The organism is Achromobacter pulmonis (genome assembly GCF_902859765.1).
Taxonomy (GTDB): domain Bacteria; phylum Pseudomonadota; class Gammaproteobacteria; order Burkholderiales; family Burkholderiaceae_B; genus Achromobacter; species Achromobacter pulmonis.
In genome coordinates this window covers 138,997-154,899 of the sequence record NZ_CADIJV010000006.1, presented here as the reverse complement: position 1 = coordinate 154,899, position 15,903 = coordinate 138,997, and the positions used below count along the sequence as shown (strand labels likewise).

Here is a 15,903-nt window from a genome sequence, read left to right as displayed (position 1 = left end):
GACGATTACTTGTCGGCGGCGTTGGTGATGGCGTTGCCGGCCCGCGACATGTCCTTGCCCATGCCCGCCACGGTATTGCAACCGGCGAGCACGAAGCCGAACACGACGAAGGCGGTCAGCACGATCTTGCTGCGCATGCTGGCGCTCCTGAAGTGAAGAAACAGTTCCCGGGCGTACTTTAAACGATCTGGACGCGAAGTTCGCCCAGGCCTTCCACCCCACCGGTGATGACATCGCCCTGCACCACGGCGCCCACGCCTTCGGGCGTGCCGGTGAAGATGATGTCGCCGGGTTGCAACTCGAACAGACCCGACAGGTAGGCAATGCTCTCGGGCACATTCCAGATCATCTGCGAGATATCGCTGGCCTGCTTGCGCTGGCCGTTGACGTCGAGCCAGATGGCGCCCTTGTCGAGCGTGCCGACCACGCTGCGCGGATGGATCGGGCCCAGCGGCGCCGACAGGTCGAAGGCCTTGCCCACTTCCCAGGGACGGCCCTGCTTCTTCATTTCGCCCTGCAGGTCGCGGCGGGTCATGTCCAGGCCCAGGGCGTAGCCCCAGACGCAGTCGTTGGCCTGTTCCACCGGGATATCGCGGCCGCCCTTGCCCAGCACCACCACCAGCTCCATTTCGTAGTGCAGGTTGGAGGTCTTGGGCGGGTAAGGCATCTTGCCGGTCTCGCCGTCGGCCACGCTCAGCACCGCGTCGGCGGGCTTGCAGAAGAAAAACGGATCTTCACGGCCGGTGAAACCCATTTCCTTGGCGTGCTCGGCATAGTTGCGGCCGACGCAGTAGACGCGGCGCACCGGGAACAATGCGGCGCTGCCGGCAACGGGAACCGCGGTCTGCGGCTGGGGAGGCAATACGTAGTCCATGATCTATCAACCTATGACGGGTGGAACGGTCCGGTGGCAAAAAATCATTCGCGAGTGTAGCCCTTTCCGGAAACGGGAATATTCAGGGATTTGTAGGGATTTCCCCGTCGTACACCACGATGCGCTCGATGAAGCCGGCCATATAGGCTTTCATGTCCTGGTGCGCGGGCGATACCTGGTAGCGCTCGTGCGCGGCAGCGTCAAGAAAGCCCGCCACCACGGCATGGGTCAGGCCATCCGAACGGCTGGCCGCATTGGGCCGGAAAGCGTAGATCGCCACCCCGTCGCACTCCGCCAGGATGCGGGCGCAGTAGCCCTGCACCCGCTCATGGAAGCGCGCATCGGCGGCGCCGGAGAGTTGCAACATCACCACATGCAGGAACATCACGACTCCTTTTTCGCGCTGGCCATGGCCAGCCAGGCGCGCGACACCAGACCCATGATGCCGTCGCGGAACAACAAGACGCAGAGGATGAAGATGGCGCCCTGCACGATCAGCACCCAGGAGCCGAGCGGCGCCAGGAAATTCTGCAGCGACACGAAGGTGAACGCGCCGGCCAGCGGCCCGAACACCGTGCCGATGCCGCCCAGCAGCGCCATCAGCACCACCTCGCCGTTGGCGTGCCAGTGCACGTCGGTCAGCGACGCCACGCCGAATACCAGGACCTTCAAGCCGCCGGCCAGGCCCGCCACCGCAGCCGATAACGTGAAGGCCAGCAGCTTGTAGCGCGAGGTCGAATACCCCAGCGACCGGGCGCGCTGCTCGTTGTCGCGCACCGAGCGGATCACCTCGCCGAACGGCGAATTCAGTACCCGCAACACGAAGGCGTAGCCCAACGCGAACACCGCCAGCGTGAAGTAGTACATCGGCATCACGCTGTCCAGGTCGAACAGGCCGAACAGCTTGCCGCGCGGCACGCTCTGCAGACCGTCCTCGCCCCCGGTGAAGCCGGCCTGTACCGCGATGAAGTACACCAGCTGCGACAGGGCCAGCGTGATCATGGCGAAGTAGATGCCCTGGCGGCGGATGGCGATGGCGCCGAACGCCAGCCCCAGCAGGCCGCCGGTCAGCACCCCGGCCAGCAGGCCCAGCTCCGGCGTGGCGCCCAGCAGCTTCATGACGATGCCGGTGGCGTACGCCGCCGCGCCGAAGAAGGCCGCGTGACCGAATGACAGCAGGCCGACATAGCCCACCAGCAGATTGAACGCGGCGGCGAACAGCGCGAAGCACAGTACCTTCATCAGGAACGTGGGGTAGACGAACCAGGGCGCGGCCAGCGCCACCACGGCCAGGCCCGCCATGCACCCGCGCATGGCGCGTCGGCCCAATTGCACCGGCTCGCGCGTGGCCTCGGCCGCCAGTACGTTCTGCACCTGCAGCGGCTTGCCGAACAGGCCGGCCGGCTTGCACAGCAGCACCAGCACCATGATGAGGAAGATCGCCAGATTGGCGGCCTCCGGATAGAACACCTTGGTCAGCCCCTCGATGATGCCGAGCCCGAAACCGCTGACGATGGCCCCCATGATCGATCCCATGCCGCCGATCACCACCACCGCGAACACCACCACCACCAGGTTCGAGCCCATCATCGGACTGACCTGGTAGATGGGCGCGGCGATCACCCCGGCCACCGAGGCCAGCGCCACGCCCAGCGCATAGGTCAGCGTGATCAACAGCGGCACGTTGATGCCAAAGGAACGCACGATGGTCGGGTTCTCGGTGGCGGCGCGCAGCATCGCGCCGACCCGGGTCTTTTCGATCAGCACCCAAACCGCCAGGCACAGCACCAGCGACACCACCACCGCCCAGCCGCGGTACCAGGGCAGGAACATGAAACCCAGGTTGATGCCGCCCGACAATGCCTTGGGAATGGTGTAAGGCAGCCCCGACACGCCGTAGGCCTGGCGCAACCCCCCCTCGATCAGCAAGGCGATGCCGAAGGTCAGCAGCAGACCGTAGAGGTGGTCCATGCGGTAGGTGCGCGAGATCAGCGCGCGCTCGACCACGATGGCGAAGGCCGCCATGATGAGCGGCACCAGCACCAACGCGGCCCAATAGTTCACGCCCAGGTAGTTCAACAGCATCCAGGCCAGGAAGGCGCCCGCCGTGTACTGCGCGCCGTGGGCGAAGTTGATGATGTTCAACAGGCCGAAAATCACCGCCAGCCCGATCGAGAGCAAGGCATAGAACGAACCGTTGATCAGGCCGAGCAGGAGCTGGCCGAACAGTGCCGAAGATGGCACGCCAAAAATTTCGAACACAGGATTCTCCCCTTCAGACACCCAGGTGGCGCGCGATCCGCTCGGGATCGATGCGCGCCTCCTGCGCCGACAACTGGTCGACCACGCGGCCATGCTCCATCACGTAGTGGCGGTCGGCCACCTTGGTGGCGAAGCGGAAATTCTGCTCGACCAGCACAATGGTGAAGCCGCGCTCCTTGAGCGTGCGGATGGCCTGCCCGATCTGCTGCACGATCACCGGCGCCAGGCCCTCGGTGGGCTCATCCAGCAAGATCAGCTGGGCGCCGGTGCGCAGGATGCGGGCGATGGCCAGCATCTGCTGCTCGCCGCCCGACAGGTTGCCGCCGGAGCTGCCGCTGCGCTCGCGCAGGTTGGGAAACAGGGCGTAGATCTCGTCCAGCGACATGCCGCCGTCGGCCAGGCGCGGCGGCAGCAGCAGGTTCTCGGTCACGTCCAGGCTGCGGAACACCGCCCGCTCTTCCGGGCAATACACCACGCCCAGGCGTGGGATGCGGTGCGGCGCCATACCCACGGTTTCCTGGCCGTTCAGCCGGATCGAGCCACGGCGCTTGTCCAGAATGCCCATGACGGCGCGCAGCGTGGTGGTCTTGCCCGCGCCATTGCGGCCCAGGATGGTGACCAGTTCGCCGCGCCGCACCTCGATGTCGACGCCATGCAGCACATGCGATTCGCCATACCAGGCGTTGAGGTCCTTGATCGACAACATCAGTCATCCCCCTCGTCGGCGCCCATGTAGGCGGTGATGACGCGCTCGTCGCGCGACACGGTGGCGTAATCACCCTGCGCCAGCACCGCGCCGCGCGCCAGCACCGTGATGGAATCGGACAGGTCCGCCACCACCGACAGATTGTGTTCCACCATCAGGATGCTGCGGTTGGCCGAGACCCGGCGGATCAACGCCGCGATGCGCGCCACGTCCTCCTGGCCCAGGCCGGCCATGGGCTCGTCCAGCAGCATCACATCGGGCTCCAGGGCCAGCGTCATGGCAATCTCCAGCGCGCGCTTGCGGCCATAGGGCAGCAAGGCCGCCGTGGTGTCGGCCAGGTCAGCCAGGCCGACCGCCTCCAGCAAGGCCAGGCCCTGGTCGTTAAGACGATCGACGCTGCGGCGGCTGCGCCAGAAGCGCATGCCATCGCCGTGCTGGCGCATCAGCGCCACGCGCATGTTCTGCAAGACGGTCAGCCCCAGGAACACCGCCGAGATCTGGAACGAGCGCACGATGCCCAGGCGCGCGATCTGCTCCGGCGCCAGCGCGGTGATGTCGCGGCCGCGATAATGGATCACGCCCTGGTCGGGCGCCAGGAACTTGGTCAGCAGGTTGAAGCAGGTGGTCTTGCCGGCGCCGTTGGGGCCGATCAAGGCATGAATGGAACCTTCCCGCAGGGCCAGGGACACGCCGTCGACGGCGTTGAAGCCGCCGAACCGCTTGACCAGCCCCTGGGCGGACAGAACCGCTTGGGTGTTCATGACCGTCCTCCTACATGCGGGCCAACAGGCCGCCGTCGATCGCCAGCACGTGGCCGTTGACGAATGCGGCGCCGGGCGAGGCCAGGTACACCACGGCGGGCGCCACGTCCTCGGGCGTGGCCCAGCGCCCCACCGGCACCGCCGTCGCCAGGAACGACTGGAACTGCGGATTGTCCTGCAGCCCCTGGGTGAAATCGGTGCGCACGAACCCGGGCGCGAGCGCGTTGCAGGTGACGCCCTGGCCGCCATACTCGACCGCCAGCGCGCGCGTGAACGCGGCGATCGCGCCCTTGGCGGTGGCGTAGGCAGCAATGTTCGGCATGGTGGCCTGGCCCGCGACCGACGACATCAGCACGATGCGGCCGAAGCCGCGCGCCGCCATGGCGGGCAGCACCGCGCGGGCGCAATGGAAGGCGCCATTGACGTGGACGTTCTGCAACGCCTGCCATTCGGCGGGCGTCATCTCGACCACCGGCTTGCGGTTCTGATTGCCGGCATTGCTGACCAGCACGTCGATGGCGATGCCATCGGCCTGCAGCCGCGCAATGGCCTCGGCCACGGCGGCGCCGTCGGCCACGTCGAACACCGCGCTGCGCGCATCGATCCCGGCCGCGGCCAATTGGGCGCAGGCGGCGTCGCAGGCGTCCCGCGACAGGTCATTGATCACCACATGCGCGCCCGCCCGGCCCAGGCCGGCGGCGATCGCATACCCCAGCCCGCGCGCGCCGCCCGTCACCAGCGCGGTGCGCCCGGCCAACCCGAAGGTCTGGCCCAGATAGTCCTGATTCAAGCTTGTCTCCTTGTTCTATAGGCACCGGATCTCTCGGCGCCGCGGCTTTCGGAAGGGGGGTATCCCGAAGATTGCGGCGCCCTGGTCCGGCCCGTGTCGCTCCGTTTTCATCGCGGGAAAACGTGATTGACATAAATCTCAATATACGCGACTCTTTTTAAACACTCAATAACAAGATTTTTATCTTTTCTTCCATAACGAGTTTTGGCTAGGAGACATCATGGCCCTCGAAACCCCTGGCTGCCCTGCGGCCAATGCGCTGCCGCCGCTGGCATCGCGCTTCCTGAAGGTTGACGAACTGCCCTGGAAGCCCACACAGGTCGAAGGCATCGACATGAAGGTGCTGATGCAGGACAAGGAGTCCGGACTGCTGACGGCCCTGTTCCGCTGGCAACCCGGCACCGAGTTGCCGCTGCATGAGCATGTCGAGGTCGAGCAGACCTATGTGCTGGAAGGCTCGATCGTCGACGCCGAAGGCGAAGTGCGCGCCGGAGACTACGTCTGGCGCCCGCGCGGCAACCGCCATGTGGCGCGCGCGCCGCATGGCGCGCTGGTGCTGAGCTTCTTCCTGAAACCCAATCTGTTCATCGACGCCTACGCCGGCCAGACGCTGGAATAGGCATCGCCCCGGCAAGACCCGCGCGACCGTCCGGCACAGGGCGGCGCGCCCAGACATAAGCCCCCGAGGAGACAAAACCATGAAGATCCGTTTCAAGCATTGCCTGGCCGCCTGCGCGCTGGGCGCGGTAGCCCTGTCGGCCCAGGCCCAGGTATCGGACGACGTCGTCAAGATCGGCGTGCTGGGCGACCAGTCCGGCATGATGGCCGACTTGTCCGGCAAGTTCGGCGTCGAGGCCGTGAAAATGGCCGTCGAGGATTTCGGCGGCACGGTGCTGGGCAAGCCGATCGAGGTGGTGTCCGCCGACCACCAGAACAAGGTCGACATCGGCGTGTCCATTGCCCGACGTTGGTACGAGAATGACCAGGTCGACCTGATCCTGGACGTACCCAACTCGGCCATCGCCCTGGCCGTGCAGGACCTGACCCGGCAGATGAAGCGCGTGGTGATCTTCACCAGCGCCGGCTCGGCCGACCTGACCGGCAAGGCCTGCTCGCCCAACGGCATGCACTGGACCTACGACACCTACGCCTACGCCACCGGCGTGGCCAACGGCGTGATGGAAGATGGCGGCAAGAGCTGGTACTTCATCACCTCCGATTACGCCTTCGGCCATTCGCTCGAACGCGATGCCATGGCGGTGGTCAAGGCCCACGGCGGCCAGGTGGTGGGCAGTGTGCGCCATCCCATCGCCAGCGCCGATTTCTCGTCCTTCCTGCTGCAGGCGCAGGCCTCCAAGGCCCAGGTGATCGGCCTGGCCAATGGCAGCGGCGACACCATCAACAGCATCAAGCAGGCCTTCGAGTTTGGCATCATGGGCAGCAAGCAGCGCGTCGCCGCCCTGTTCATGAGCATCGTCGACGTGCGCAGCGTCGGGCTGGAATACGCCCAGGGGCTGAACCTGGTGGAGCCGTTCTACTGGGACCAGGACGACAAGGCGCGGCAATGGTCCGAACGCTTCTTCAAACGCACCGGCCGCATGCCTTCGATGGTGCAGGCCAGCAACTACAGCGCCACCATGCACTACCTGAACGCGGTCAAGGCCGCCGGCACCGATGGTTCCGAGGCGGTGCTCAAAAAGATGCACGACACGCCCATCAACGACTTCATGACCGAGAACGGCCGCATCCGAGAGGATGGCCGCGTGATGCGCGACCTGTACCTGTTCCAGGTGAAGAAGCCGTCGGAATCCAAGCGCGACTGGGACTATTACAAGCTGGTGCGCAAGATCCCCGCCGAACAGGCATTCCGCCCGCTGGACCAGGGCGGCTGCGCGCTGGTGAAACGATGAGCGGCGGCCCGCTCGGACTACTGGCCGGCAAGCGGGCCGTCGTCACAGGGGGCGCCAACCCCCGTGGCATCGGCGCGGCCGTCGTGGCGCAATGCCTGGCGCAAGGCGCCAGCGTTGCCGTGCTGGACCGCGACTATGCCGAAACCGGCGACGCCACCCTTGCCCATGGCCGCGTCAACCTGTATTGCGATATCGCCAGCGCCGCCTCCTGCGAACAGGCCGTCGGCCTGGCGGCGCAGGCGCTTGGCGGCATTGACGTGCTGGTGAACAACGCCGGCATCGTCGCCGCCACCCGCATCTGGGAACTGCCCGAGGATGAGTTCCGCCGCATGATCGACGTCAACCTGACCGGCACCTACAACGTCACCCGCGCCGCCCTGCCACGCCTGCTGGAGAGCGACCGCGGCCCGGCCATCGTCAACCTGGGCTCGACCGCGGCGCTGCGCGGCGGCGGGCTGCTGGGCGGCTCGCACTATGCCGCCTCCAAGGGCGGGGTGATCAGTTTCACCAAGGCGCTGGCGCGGGAACTGGGGCCGCGCGGGGTGCGCGCCAACTGCGTCGCCCCCGGCATCATCGAGACCGACATGACACGGGGAAAATTCGGCGAAAATTGGGAGCAAGAACTCAAACAGGGCATTCCGCTGCAACGCTTCGGCACCCCGGCCGATGTGGCGCGGGCCATTCTGTTCCTGGCCTCGGACCTGTCCTCCTACTCAACCGGCATCGTGGTCGACGTCAACGGCGGCTTCCACATTCACTAGGCGCGTCAGCAGCAATGAGCACTCCCGATCGCATGTTGTCCATTCTCGATCTCTTCCGCGACGACACCACCGCCGCGTTCCAGGAGGACGTCATGGCGCATCTGGATTGCTCACGCGCCACGGCCTACCGCTATCTCAAGTCGCTGACCGAGAGCGGCCTGCTGGCGCCCACCGCGGGCGGCGCCTATGTGCTCGGCTCACGCATCATCGAGCTCGACCGGCACCTGCGCCAGCACGACCCGCTGATGCGCGCGGCGCGCGAGGTGATGCGCGCCACCGGCGACGAGCTCAACGCCAACTTGATGCTGTGCAGCTATTACGGCGACAAGGTGATGTGCGTGGACCGCTACTGGACCGACCACTCGATCGAGTCGAGCTACGCGCGTGGCCGCCCCTTCCCGATGTTCCGGGGCGCCACCGCCAAGCCCATCCTGGCCAACCTGCCGCCCTACCAGCTGCGCAACCTGATGCTGTGGCACGCCAGCGAAATCCGCGAGGCCGGGCTGGGCGAAGACTGGGATGCCTTTCGCGCCAATCTCAAGCAGTTGCGCGCGGCCGGCGTGTGCGTGTCGCACGGCGAGGTCGATCCGGGATTGATGGGCATCGGCTCGGCGATCTTCACGCCGGACCAGAAGGTGGTGGGCAGCCTGGTGTTCATCGCCGCCCAGGCGCGCACCCCGCCCGCGCGGCTGGCGCTGCTGCGGGAACGCATCCAGGCCGCGGCGGCGCAGGTCACCCAGAACCTGCAGGGCCTGCAAGACAACGGCGCGGCGGCGATCGGCATCATGCCGTCGCGGCCGCGCCGCCAGAAAGCGCCCGCCGGTGCGACACCGGCGCGGCGCGGCAAGGCCTGATCAGGCCTTGTTGTAGCGCTCGGCGCTCTTGACGATTTCCTCGTGGGCGGCGTCGACGCCCTTCCAGCCCTTGACCTTGACCCACTTGCCCTTTTCCAGGTCCTTGTAGTGTTCGAAGAAGTGCTGGATGCGGGCCGTGTCTTCGGCCGGCAGGTCTTCGTAGGACTTGATGTTGCGGTACGGGGGATACAGCTTCTCGATCGGCACGGCCAGCAGCTTGGCGTCGCCACCCGACTCGTCATCCATTTCCAGCACGCCGATGGCGCGGCAGCGCACCACGGCGCCGATCTGGATCGGGAACGGGGTCAGCACCAGCACGTCGGCGGGGTCGCCGTCTTCCGACAGGGTCTGCGGGATGTAGCCGTAGTTGCACGGATAGTGCATGGCCGTCAGCATGAAGCGGTCGACGAAGATCGCGCCCGATTCCTTGTCGACCTCATACTTCACCGGGTCGGCGTTCATGGGAATCTCGATGATGACATTGAAGTCTTCCGGCAGCTTCTTGCCGGGGGACACGCGGTCATAACTCATGATTGAACCTTGTCAGTCTGAAAAGAGGATCAAAGCGAACCGTCGTCCTTGAACGGCGGTTTGGTGGTCGGCACCGGCACGGCGGCCGGCGTGGCCGGCGCGGGCGCCGACGGCTTGGGCGCGGCCGGGCTGCTGGCCGTTGAATAGGTGGGCACGGGGTTGTCGAATGCCGCCGCGGGAATCGGCGCGCTGTCGAAATACTCGTCGATGTCGGACGTGCCTCCGGCCAGCGGGGCTTCTTCGGGCGCCAGCGCGCGCGCCTGCTGTTCCTTGCTGACGCGGGCATCCGGATCCAGCACGTAGTCCGAGGCGGACGCCGCCACGGCCGGTGGCAGGGAGGGATAGTCGCCGCCGATCTCGGCATCGCCATCGGACAGCCCCACCGCATAGCCGCCTTCGGCATCCAGGCGATAGGGATCAGAACCCGTGTCGGCGGCCGGCAGCGCCGCGTCGGCGGCCAGCACCGGCAATGCCATGCTGGCGGCGGTTGCCAGGCGCCAATGGCGCACGGCGTCGGCCGGGCGGTCGAGGCGATCGTACAGGCTGCCCAGCAGCGCATGGGTCTGGGCATCATTGCGACGCGACAGGCTGCGCAGCAGATAGCGCTCGGCCTGGCCCCACAGCTGGCCGTTCAGGCACAGCATGCCCAGCGCAGTCAGCAGGTCCGGGTCGGTGGGACGCTGTTGCAGCCAGGTCTCGGCCTTGGCCAGACGGCGCGAAACCTGCTCGGCATCGCAACGGGCATAGGCGGCCACCAGGGTGGGATTGAACTTGACGGCGATGGCCGCCTCGAGCACCTTGGCCGCATCGCCGGCCTCGCCCGCCGCCTCGAACGCGGCGGCGCCCGCCAGCGCGATCTCGGGCAGCAGGCGCTCCTCGGACCTCAGATCCTTCCAGACGGCGCGCCAGGCGCCGTTGGCGGCGCCCGCGCGCAGCCGCGCCGCGCCCGCCACGTCGATCAGGTGGTCACCTTCGCCACGGGCCAGCGCATTGCGGCGCAACAGGCCGCGGGCCAACGTGAAGACCTGTTCGTCATGGCGCAGGGCGGTATGCGCGCGCAGCAGCAAGCGCATGGTGTGCAGATGGCGCGCGCCGCCGTCGGCCAATGGCGCCAGCACCGCCAGCGCGCGCTCGGCGTGGCCCTGGTCGAGGAGCATATCGGCCGAGACCGTGGCGGTGGCCTCCACCAGTCCGGGCTCGGCGCCCGCCTGTTCCTGGGCGGTGGCCAGCAGGCGGTCACGGCGATCGAATTCGCCCAGGCCATGCGCCGCGCGGGCGGCCGACAGGGCGGCCAGCACGCGGCGAGTCTGCACCTTGGTCTGGTCCAGCAGGCGCGTCAGGTCTTTCTCGGCGTGCGAGTAACGGCCTTCGAGCAGGCCGATCCAGCCGCGTTCGAGCAGTTCGTGATCGCGCGCCTGGGCCCGCTTGCCGCGCCAGGCGCGCACACGATCGGGAATGGCAAGCAGCCAGGCCAGCAGGCGCAGGCCCACGTACAGCACCACGAATGCCGCCACGATCAGCAGCACGGCCAACGTCAGCGACATCGAGATGCGCCATGGCCAGACCAGCAGCAATACATTGCCGGAATGGGAACGCAGCACCACCGCCAGGGTGACGGCGATGACGGCGAGCAGCAGAGTCCAGAACCAGGTACGCATGGGCCTTAGTCCTGCTCGCTGGTCTTGAAGCCGGCGGCGCGCAGCGCGGCCACGGCGTTCAGGCTGTCGGACACGTCGGGCATGCGCACGGCGATGTCGGTTTGCGCCAGTTCGCGCGCCAGGTTTTGGGCCGCGACGGTATCGGGAGAGCGAGTGTCGAAGTACTTGGCCAGCGTGGTGCCGACGTTGTCGAGCTCGCTCTTCCAGACCGTGGGCTGGCGCATCAGCATGGCCAGTTGCACGGTCAGCAGGCGCTGGCGCAGCGTGCCACGCACCTGGTCGGCCTGTTCCGGCGACAGCAGCAGCGCGGCCGGTTCGTCGACGCGCTGGATGGTGATCAGGCCCCCCAGCTCATGCGCCAGCGCCGCGCCGGCACGACCGGGCCAGGATGCCACCTCGGCGCGCCAACGTTGCCACCAGGGCGCATCGGCCGGCAGCGCGGCCTGCGGATCGACCGCCGCCGGCGCGGGCGTGGCCGGACGGGTCTGGCCGGCGGGCGCGATGCCCGGCGCGGCGGCGTCCGGCACCAGCAGCGGCGCCTTGCCGACCAGCGCGGTCAGACGCTCGATGCGGGCCGATTGGGCGGGGATGTCGACCGTCGACACGGCGCGCAGGCGGTCCAGGTCGCCATTGATCGCTTGCTGCAGGCTGGAGAAACGCGGACGGTCGGCGCGGGCCAGGCGCGATTGCGCCGTCTCCAGCGCGACAATGGCATTGGAGACGTTGCCGGCCAGCCGCAGTTGCTGGCTGCCGATGGTCAGCAGGCGCTCGACGTCGTTGGCCAGCAGCTCGTCGCTGGCGCTGTCGTTGAAGTTCTGCCAGGCCTGTTGCAAGGCGTTGTACTGGCTCTGGGTCTCGCGCACGCTTTGCTCGAGGTCGGCCAGGCGGCCGGCCTGGGCCTGCGCCAGGGCCAGGGCCTCGCGGGTGTCCCTGCGCGCCTGCGCCACATCGGTCGTCAGCGTCTCCAGGCGCGACGCGACCTCACGGCCGGCGCTCACGAACTGGGTGCGTTGCAGCCACAGGGCATAGCCCAGGCCCACGGCCAGCAGGATGACGATGATGAGGGCGGTCAGCAGCGGGCCACTGCCCCGCTTGGCTGCACGGGACTTGACGGCATCGGCCGGAGCCGATGCGGGGGCGCTGGCGCCCGGGGCGGCCGATTGAACGGCCGGATCGGTAGCGAGAGTCTTGTCTGTCATGACGCGATTGTATTCGGTGTCCGTGCGGTGCAACGAATCAAGCGGCAACAAAAGCCTGGAAAATCGACTCGTCGTTGGGCAAGCAGATTTTTACCATTGCTTGCGAACCGCTGTCAGGCACGCGCCCGGCCAGGGAGGGATGCGTCAGCACGAACCCGCAATCCGCCCACCAGGCATCCAGCCCGGCCGCCAGCAGGTGGTTGCGCACGGCGTCGGCGCCCTCGCCACTGGTGATGAGCCAGGTGGGCTTGACCCCCTGCCCGGCCCACCGCCGCAGGCGCGCGAACTCGGACGCGTCCCACGGCGCCGGCCGGCGTGCATAGGCCGCATGACGAGTCACGGCAACGCCATGCGCCTGCAACTGGTCGCCCAGCCAATCGCGCCCCTGCGTACCGCGCACCAGCAAGACGCGGGCTGGCAGACGCGGCAAGCCGCGAAGCACGTCCCAGAGCGCCTCGGAATCGTGGCTGGGGGCCTGGTCGCCTGGATGCAGCACTGTTGTATTCGCGCCAAAAGCCGGCAACTCATGCAGCCCCGCGGCGCTGGCCGGGCCGACGGTGGCGGCGACGACGGCCGGCGGCCAGCTTTGCGGACCGCCGGCCTGCGCCAGTTGATCGAGATAGCATCGCGCAGCGTTGGCGCTGACGAATATGACCAGGTCGAAGTGCGCCGGCCGCGGCAGGTCGGCGGCGGCGGGCAACGGCTGGATTTCGAGGGCCGGCAGGACGCAGGTCGTCCAGCCGGCGCCGCGCAGGCGCTGGGCCAGCGCCTCATTGCGACCGGCGGGCCGGGTCAGGACGGCCACGCGCGGCGCTTGGGCGACGGCCCCGTCCATCACTCGGGCGCGGCGTCTTGCAACAGTTCGTCGAGGATGGCCTGGGCGCCGGCATCGAACAGCTCGGCGGCCACCGCTTCGCCCAGCGCCTGCGCCTGGACCACCGGACCGCTACGCTCAGCGCGCAGCATGCGCGTGCCGTCGGGCGAGGCCACCAGCGCGCGCACGTTCAGGCGGTCGCCCTCGATTTCGGCGTAGGCCGCCAGCGGCACCTGACAGGAGCCGCCCAGGCGGCGCGACACCGCGCGTTCGGCCAGCGCGATCGACGTGGCGCCTGCATCGTTCAGCGGCGCCAGCCAGGCGCGCAGATCGTCCCGGTCATCGCGGATCTCGATGGTCAGCGCGCCCTGCCCGGCCGCCGGCAGGCAATCGGCCGGATCGAGCAGGCCACGGATGCGGTCGGCCAGGCCGAGCCGGTACAGACCGGCGGCCGCCAGCACGATGGCGTCGTATTCGCCGCGGTCGAGCTTGGCCAGACGGGTGTCGAGGTTGCCGCGCAGCGGCTTGACCACCAACTGCGGATGACGCGCGCGGATCTGCGATTCGCGCCGCAGGCTGGAGGTGCCCACGACGGCGCCGGCCGGCAGGTCGGCCAGCGTGGCATGACGATTGGAGACGAAGGCATCGCGCGGATCGGCGCGATCGAGCACGGCGCACAACTCGAACGGCGCCTGCAGATCCACCGGCATGTCCTTCAGGCAATGCACGGCCAGATCGGCACGGCCATCGAGCAGGGCGTTTTCGAGTTCCTTGACGAAGAGCCCCTTGCCACCGACCTTGGACAGGGTGCGGTCGAGGATCTGGTCGCCGCGGGTCGTCAGGGTGAGAAGTTCAACCGCGCACGCCGGGTACAGCGTGCGCAGCCGATCGCGCACATGCTCGGCTTGCCACAAGGCAAGCCGGCTGGCGCGGGTCGCGATGACCAGGCGTTGCGGTAGCGACACGTCGCGCCATCAAACGAAGTTGGAGACGATGACCGTCGCCACGACCCCGAGGATGGCCAGCACGAACAGGCCCTGCAGAAGGCTCAGGCCTGATTCGGTTTGCTGGGGATCGGCGGATCTACGCAGACTCATGTACGGATTCCTTGGAGGCGGTTTTGCGGCTTGCCAGCCACCGTCCAAGGACAACAACGAGCAAGGCGCCGAAAATTTCTACGCCGATTTTAACCGCAGTGGGCTGAACGCCGAATTGACTTTCGACAAACACGTCCGTGATCAGCATGCCGCCCGCGATCCAGCCCAGCAGCGCCGCGCCAAAAGTCACCACCAGCGGATAGCGGTCGATCAGTTTCAGGACCAGCGTGCTGCCCCAGATGATGATGGGCACGCTCACGACCAGGCCGAAGATCACCAGACCGATCTGATGGTCGGCGTGGGCGTTCTGGGCCGCGCCGGCGATGGCGATGACGTTGTCCAGGCTCATCACGAAGTCGGCGATGATGATGGTCTTGATGGCGGCAATGATGGATGTGCCGCCCTTGACGTTGCCGTGGCCGTCATCCTCCGGAATCAGCAGCTTGACGCCGATCCACACCAGCAGCGCGCCGCCCACCACCTTCAGGAACGGGATCGACAACAGGGTCAGGGCGAAGGCGATCAGGACCACGCGCAACAGGATGGCGCCCGCCGTACCCCACAGAATGCCCTGCATGCGCTGCTTGGGCTCCAGGTTGCGACATGCGAGCGCAATCACCACCGCGTTGTCGCCGCCGAGCAGAATGTCGATGAGGATGATCTGGAATACCGCTGCCCAACTCAGCGTCTGGAAAAACTCAAGCAATTTGAACCCCCGAAGGCATTTATCAAAATAAAAGCCGGCCCCGTGCCGGCCAGCCCGCCGCGCGCCAGGCACGCGGCGGGCCTACTTCAAAACCACTTATTATTGTAGTTCAGCTTTCAGTCAGCTTTCTGGCGCATCAGCAAAACTTTACCTATCGCCAGCACCAACACCGCGCCCAGCACCCCAGTCATGAGGGCAAAGCTGTGCTGCGTCACGCCCAGCGCCGCGTCGATGCGCGCCACCGGTTCCTGCAAGGCCGGATCACCCACCAGCAATTCACCGGCGATGAAGCCCAGCAGCGCCGCGCCCACCCAGACGATGAGCGGGAAGCGCTCGATGACCTTGAGCAGCAGCGTGCTGCCGAAAATGACCAACGGAATGCTGATCGCCAGGCCCAGCACCAGCAGGGTCGTGTCGCCCATCGCCGCGGCGGCCACGGCCACCACGTTGTCCAGGCTCATGACCAAGTCGGCAATCATGATAGTGCGGATCGCGGTCAGCAAGTTGCCATGATTCTTGCCGCCGCCCTCTTCCTCGCCTTCCGGCAACAGCAGCGTCACGCCGATGTACACCAGCAGCAGCGCGCCAATGAGCTTGAGCCACGGCAACATCAGCAGCTTGGCGGCGACCAGCGTCAGCACGATACGCATGATGATCGCGGCGGCCGAGCCGATCACGATCGCTTTCTTTTGCTGCGCCGGCGGCAGCGAGCGCGCCGCCAGCGCAATGACCACGGCGTTGTCGCCCGACAGCAGAATGTTGACCCAAATGATCTGGAGCAACGCTAACCAGAATGCCGCTGAACTGAGTTCCATACCTCTCTTTCCTAGGACGTGATCCCCCTAGGACAAACCAAATGAATGGGTGGAAAAGACAAAAAGACGTACTGACCGTCTTGGTGCGAGCCCGACGGCATTCTTGCAGGGTACGTGCTGAATTTCTTTCATTATAGTTTCGTTCAGCTTTCCGTATGTTTTATC

19 protein-coding genes are annotated in these 15,903 nt (G+C 66.9%); 4 read left to right on the top strand and 15 right to left on the bottom strand.

Going from position 1 to position 15,903, the window contains the following annotated elements:
- Positions 1–5: 5 nt before the first annotated feature.
- From HV701_RS08045 to HV701_RS08015, 7 genes are all read right to left on the bottom strand, one after another.
- Complete coding sequence (locus HV701_RS08045) at positions 6–137, bottom strand: entericidin A/B family lipoprotein (protein WP_006388428.1); 132 nt, start codon at positions 135–137, stop codon at positions 6–8.
- A 41-nt stretch (positions 138–178) separates the two neighbouring features.
- A complete protein-coding gene (locus HV701_RS08040) occupies positions 179–874 on the bottom strand; it encodes a fumarylacetoacetate hydrolase family protein (RefSeq protein ID WP_175132541.1) in 696 nt (231 codons plus the stop codon).
- An 82-nt stretch (positions 875–956) separates the two neighbouring features.
- Positions 957–1,259 (bottom strand): Dabb family protein, encoded by a 303-nt coding sequence (locus HV701_RS08035; RefSeq protein WP_175132540.1) that lies wholly within the window; start codon positions 1,257–1,259, stop codon positions 957–959.
- On the bottom strand, positions 1,259–3,136 hold the full coding sequence (locus HV701_RS08030) for an ABC transporter permease (protein ID WP_175132539.1): 1,878 nt from the start codon (positions 3,134–3,136) through the stop codon (positions 1,259–1,261). The genes HV701_RS08035 and HV701_RS08030 overlap by 1 nt, the downstream gene beginning before the upstream one ends.
- Positions 3,137–3,149: 13 nt before the next feature.
- Entirely contained in the window at positions 3,150–3,842 is a 693-nt protein-coding gene (locus HV701_RS08025) for an ABC transporter ATP-binding protein (protein ID WP_175132538.1), read from the bottom strand.
- Complete coding sequence (locus HV701_RS08020; RefSeq protein ID WP_175132537.1) at positions 3,842–4,603, bottom strand: ABC transporter ATP-binding protein; 762 nt, start codon at positions 4,601–4,603, stop codon at positions 3,842–3,844. The genes HV701_RS08025 and HV701_RS08020 overlap by 1 nt, the downstream gene beginning before the upstream one ends.
- Positions 4,604–4,613: 10 nt before the next feature.
- The gene (locus HV701_RS08015; RefSeq protein ID WP_175132536.1) at positions 4,614–5,393 is read right to left on the bottom strand and encodes an SDR family NAD(P)-dependent oxidoreductase; all 780 of its coding nucleotides are present in this window, start codon (positions 5,391–5,393) and stop codon (positions 4,614–4,616) included.
- Between the two features lie 220 nt (positions 5,394–5,613).
- Between HV701_RS08015 and HV701_RS08010 the strand changes: the two genes are divergently transcribed.
- The 4 genes from HV701_RS08010 to HV701_RS07995 all read left to right on the top strand — a co-directional run bounded on the left by HV701_RS08010 (position 5,614) and on the right by HV701_RS07995 (position 8,918).
- A complete protein-coding gene (locus HV701_RS08010; RefSeq protein ID WP_049072486.1) occupies positions 5,614–6,012 on the top strand; it encodes a cupin domain-containing protein in 399 nt (132 codons plus the stop codon).
- Between the two features lie 79 nt (positions 6,013–6,091).
- Positions 6,092–7,303: an ABC transporter substrate-binding protein gene (locus tag HV701_RS08005; protein WP_175132535.1), complete on the top strand. Its 1,212-nt coding sequence runs from the start codon at positions 6,092–6,094 to the stop codon at positions 7,301–7,303.
- Complete coding sequence (locus HV701_RS08000) at positions 7,300–8,064, top strand: SDR family NAD(P)-dependent oxidoreductase (RefSeq protein WP_175132534.1); 765 nt, start codon at positions 7,300–7,302, stop codon at positions 8,062–8,064. Before HV701_RS08005 ends, HV701_RS08000 begins: the two co-directional genes overlap by 4 nt.
- Positions 8,065–8,078: 14 nt before the next feature.
- Entirely contained in the window at positions 8,079–8,918 is an 840-nt protein-coding gene (locus tag HV701_RS07995; protein WP_175132533.1) for an IclR family transcriptional regulator, read from the top strand.
- Here the strand turns inward: HV701_RS07995 and ppa are convergent, their stop codons facing one another.
- From ppa to HV701_RS07960, 8 genes are all read right to left on the bottom strand, one after another.
- A complete protein-coding gene (ppa, locus tag HV701_RS07990; protein ID WP_054433335.1) occupies positions 8,919–9,449 on the bottom strand; it encodes an inorganic diphosphatase in 531 nt (176 codons plus the stop codon).
- Between the two features lie 29 nt (positions 9,450–9,478).
- Positions 9,479–11,107: a heme biosynthesis HemY N-terminal domain-containing protein gene (locus tag HV701_RS07985; RefSeq protein ID WP_175132532.1), complete on the bottom strand. Its 1,629-nt coding sequence runs from the start codon at positions 11,105–11,107 to the stop codon at positions 9,479–9,481.
- Positions 11,108–11,112: 5 nt separating this feature from the next.
- Positions 11,113–12,306: a uroporphyrinogen-III C-methyltransferase gene (locus HV701_RS07980; protein ID WP_175132531.1), complete on the bottom strand. Its 1,194-nt coding sequence runs from the start codon at positions 12,304–12,306 to the stop codon at positions 11,113–11,115.
- A 37-nt stretch (positions 12,307–12,343) separates the two neighbouring features.
- The gene (locus HV701_RS07975) at positions 12,344–13,141 is read right to left on the bottom strand and encodes a uroporphyrinogen-III synthase (protein WP_175132530.1); all 798 of its coding nucleotides are present in this window, start codon (positions 13,139–13,141) and stop codon (positions 12,344–12,346) included.
- Positions 13,141–14,085, bottom strand: coding sequence for a hydroxymethylbilane synthase (gene hemC, locus HV701_RS07970; protein WP_175132529.1), 945 nt, complete (start codon positions 14,083–14,085; stop codon positions 13,141–13,143). Before hemC ends, HV701_RS07975 begins: the two co-directional genes overlap by 1 nt.
- 9 nt (positions 14,086–14,094) lie before the next feature.
- Positions 14,095–14,217 (bottom strand): hypothetical protein, encoded by a 123-nt coding sequence (locus HV701_RS26945; protein ID WP_049072475.1) that lies wholly within the window; start codon positions 14,215–14,217, stop codon positions 14,095–14,097.
- Complete coding sequence (locus HV701_RS07965) at positions 14,204–14,923, bottom strand: TerC family protein (protein WP_175132591.1); 720 nt, start codon at positions 14,921–14,923, stop codon at positions 14,204–14,206. The genes HV701_RS26945 and HV701_RS07965 overlap by 14 nt, the downstream gene beginning before the upstream one ends.
- A gap of 116 nt (positions 14,924–15,039) precedes the next feature.
- On the bottom strand, positions 15,040–15,738 hold the full coding sequence (locus tag HV701_RS07960; RefSeq protein ID WP_175132528.1) for a TerC family protein: 699 nt from the start codon (positions 15,736–15,738) through the stop codon (positions 15,040–15,042).
- Between the last annotated feature and the right edge of the window lie 165 nt (positions 15,739–15,903).

Bases quoted from the DNA above. Each gene is read 5' to 3' on its own strand.
- HV701_RS08045 (WP_006388428.1), bottom strand. From the start codon at position 137: ATGCGCAGCAAGATCGTGCTGACCGCCTTCGTCGTGTTCGGCTTCGTG.
- HV701_RS08040 (WP_175132541.1), bottom strand. From the start codon at position 874: ATGGACTACGTATTGCCTCCCCAGCCGCAGACCGCGGTTCCCGTTGCC.
- HV701_RS08035 (WP_175132540.1), bottom strand. From the start codon at position 1,259: ATGTTCCTGCATGTGGTGATGTTGCAACTCTCCGGCGCCGCCGATGCG.
- HV701_RS08025 (WP_175132538.1), bottom strand. From the start codon at position 3,842: ATGTTGTCGATCAAGGACCTCAACGCCTGGTATGGCGAATCGCATGTG.
- HV701_RS08020 (WP_175132537.1), bottom strand. From the start codon at position 4,603: ATGAACACCCAAGCGGTTCTGTCCGCCCAGGGGCTGGTCAAGCGGTTC.
- HV701_RS08010 (WP_049072486.1), top strand. From the start codon at position 5,614: ATGGCCCTCGAAACCCCTGGCTGCCCTGCGGCCAATGCGCTGCCGCCG.
- HV701_RS08005 (WP_175132535.1), top strand. From the start codon at position 6,092: ATGAAGATCCGTTTCAAGCATTGCCTGGCCGCCTGCGCGCTGGGCGCG.
- HV701_RS08000 (WP_175132534.1), top strand. From the start codon at position 7,300: ATGAGCGGCGGCCCGCTCGGACTACTGGCCGGCAAGCGGGCCGTCGTC.
- HV701_RS07995 (WP_175132533.1), top strand. From the start codon at position 8,079: ATGAGCACTCCCGATCGCATGTTGTCCATTCTCGATCTCTTCCGCGAC.
- ppa (WP_054433335.1), bottom strand. From the start codon at position 9,449: ATGAGTTATGACCGCGTGTCCCCCGGCAAGAAGCTGCCGGAAGACTTC.
- HV701_RS07985 (WP_175132532.1), bottom strand. From the start codon at position 11,107: ATGCGTACCTGGTTCTGGACTCTGCTGCTCGCCGTCATCGCCGTCACC.
- HV701_RS07980 (WP_175132531.1), bottom strand. From the start codon at position 12,306: ATGACAGACAAGACTCTCGCTACCGATCCGGCCGTTCAATCGGCCGCC.
- HV701_RS07975 (WP_175132530.1), bottom strand. From the start codon at position 13,141: ATGGACGGGGCCGTCGCCCAAGCGCCGCGCGTGGCCGTCCTGACCCGG.
- HV701_RS26945 (WP_049072475.1), bottom strand. From the start codon at position 14,217: ATGAGTCTGCGTAGATCCGCCGATCCCCAGCAAACCGAATCAGGCCTG.
- HV701_RS07960 (WP_175132528.1), bottom strand. From the start codon at position 15,738: ATGGAACTCAGTTCAGCGGCATTCTGGTTAGCGTTGCTCCAGATCATT.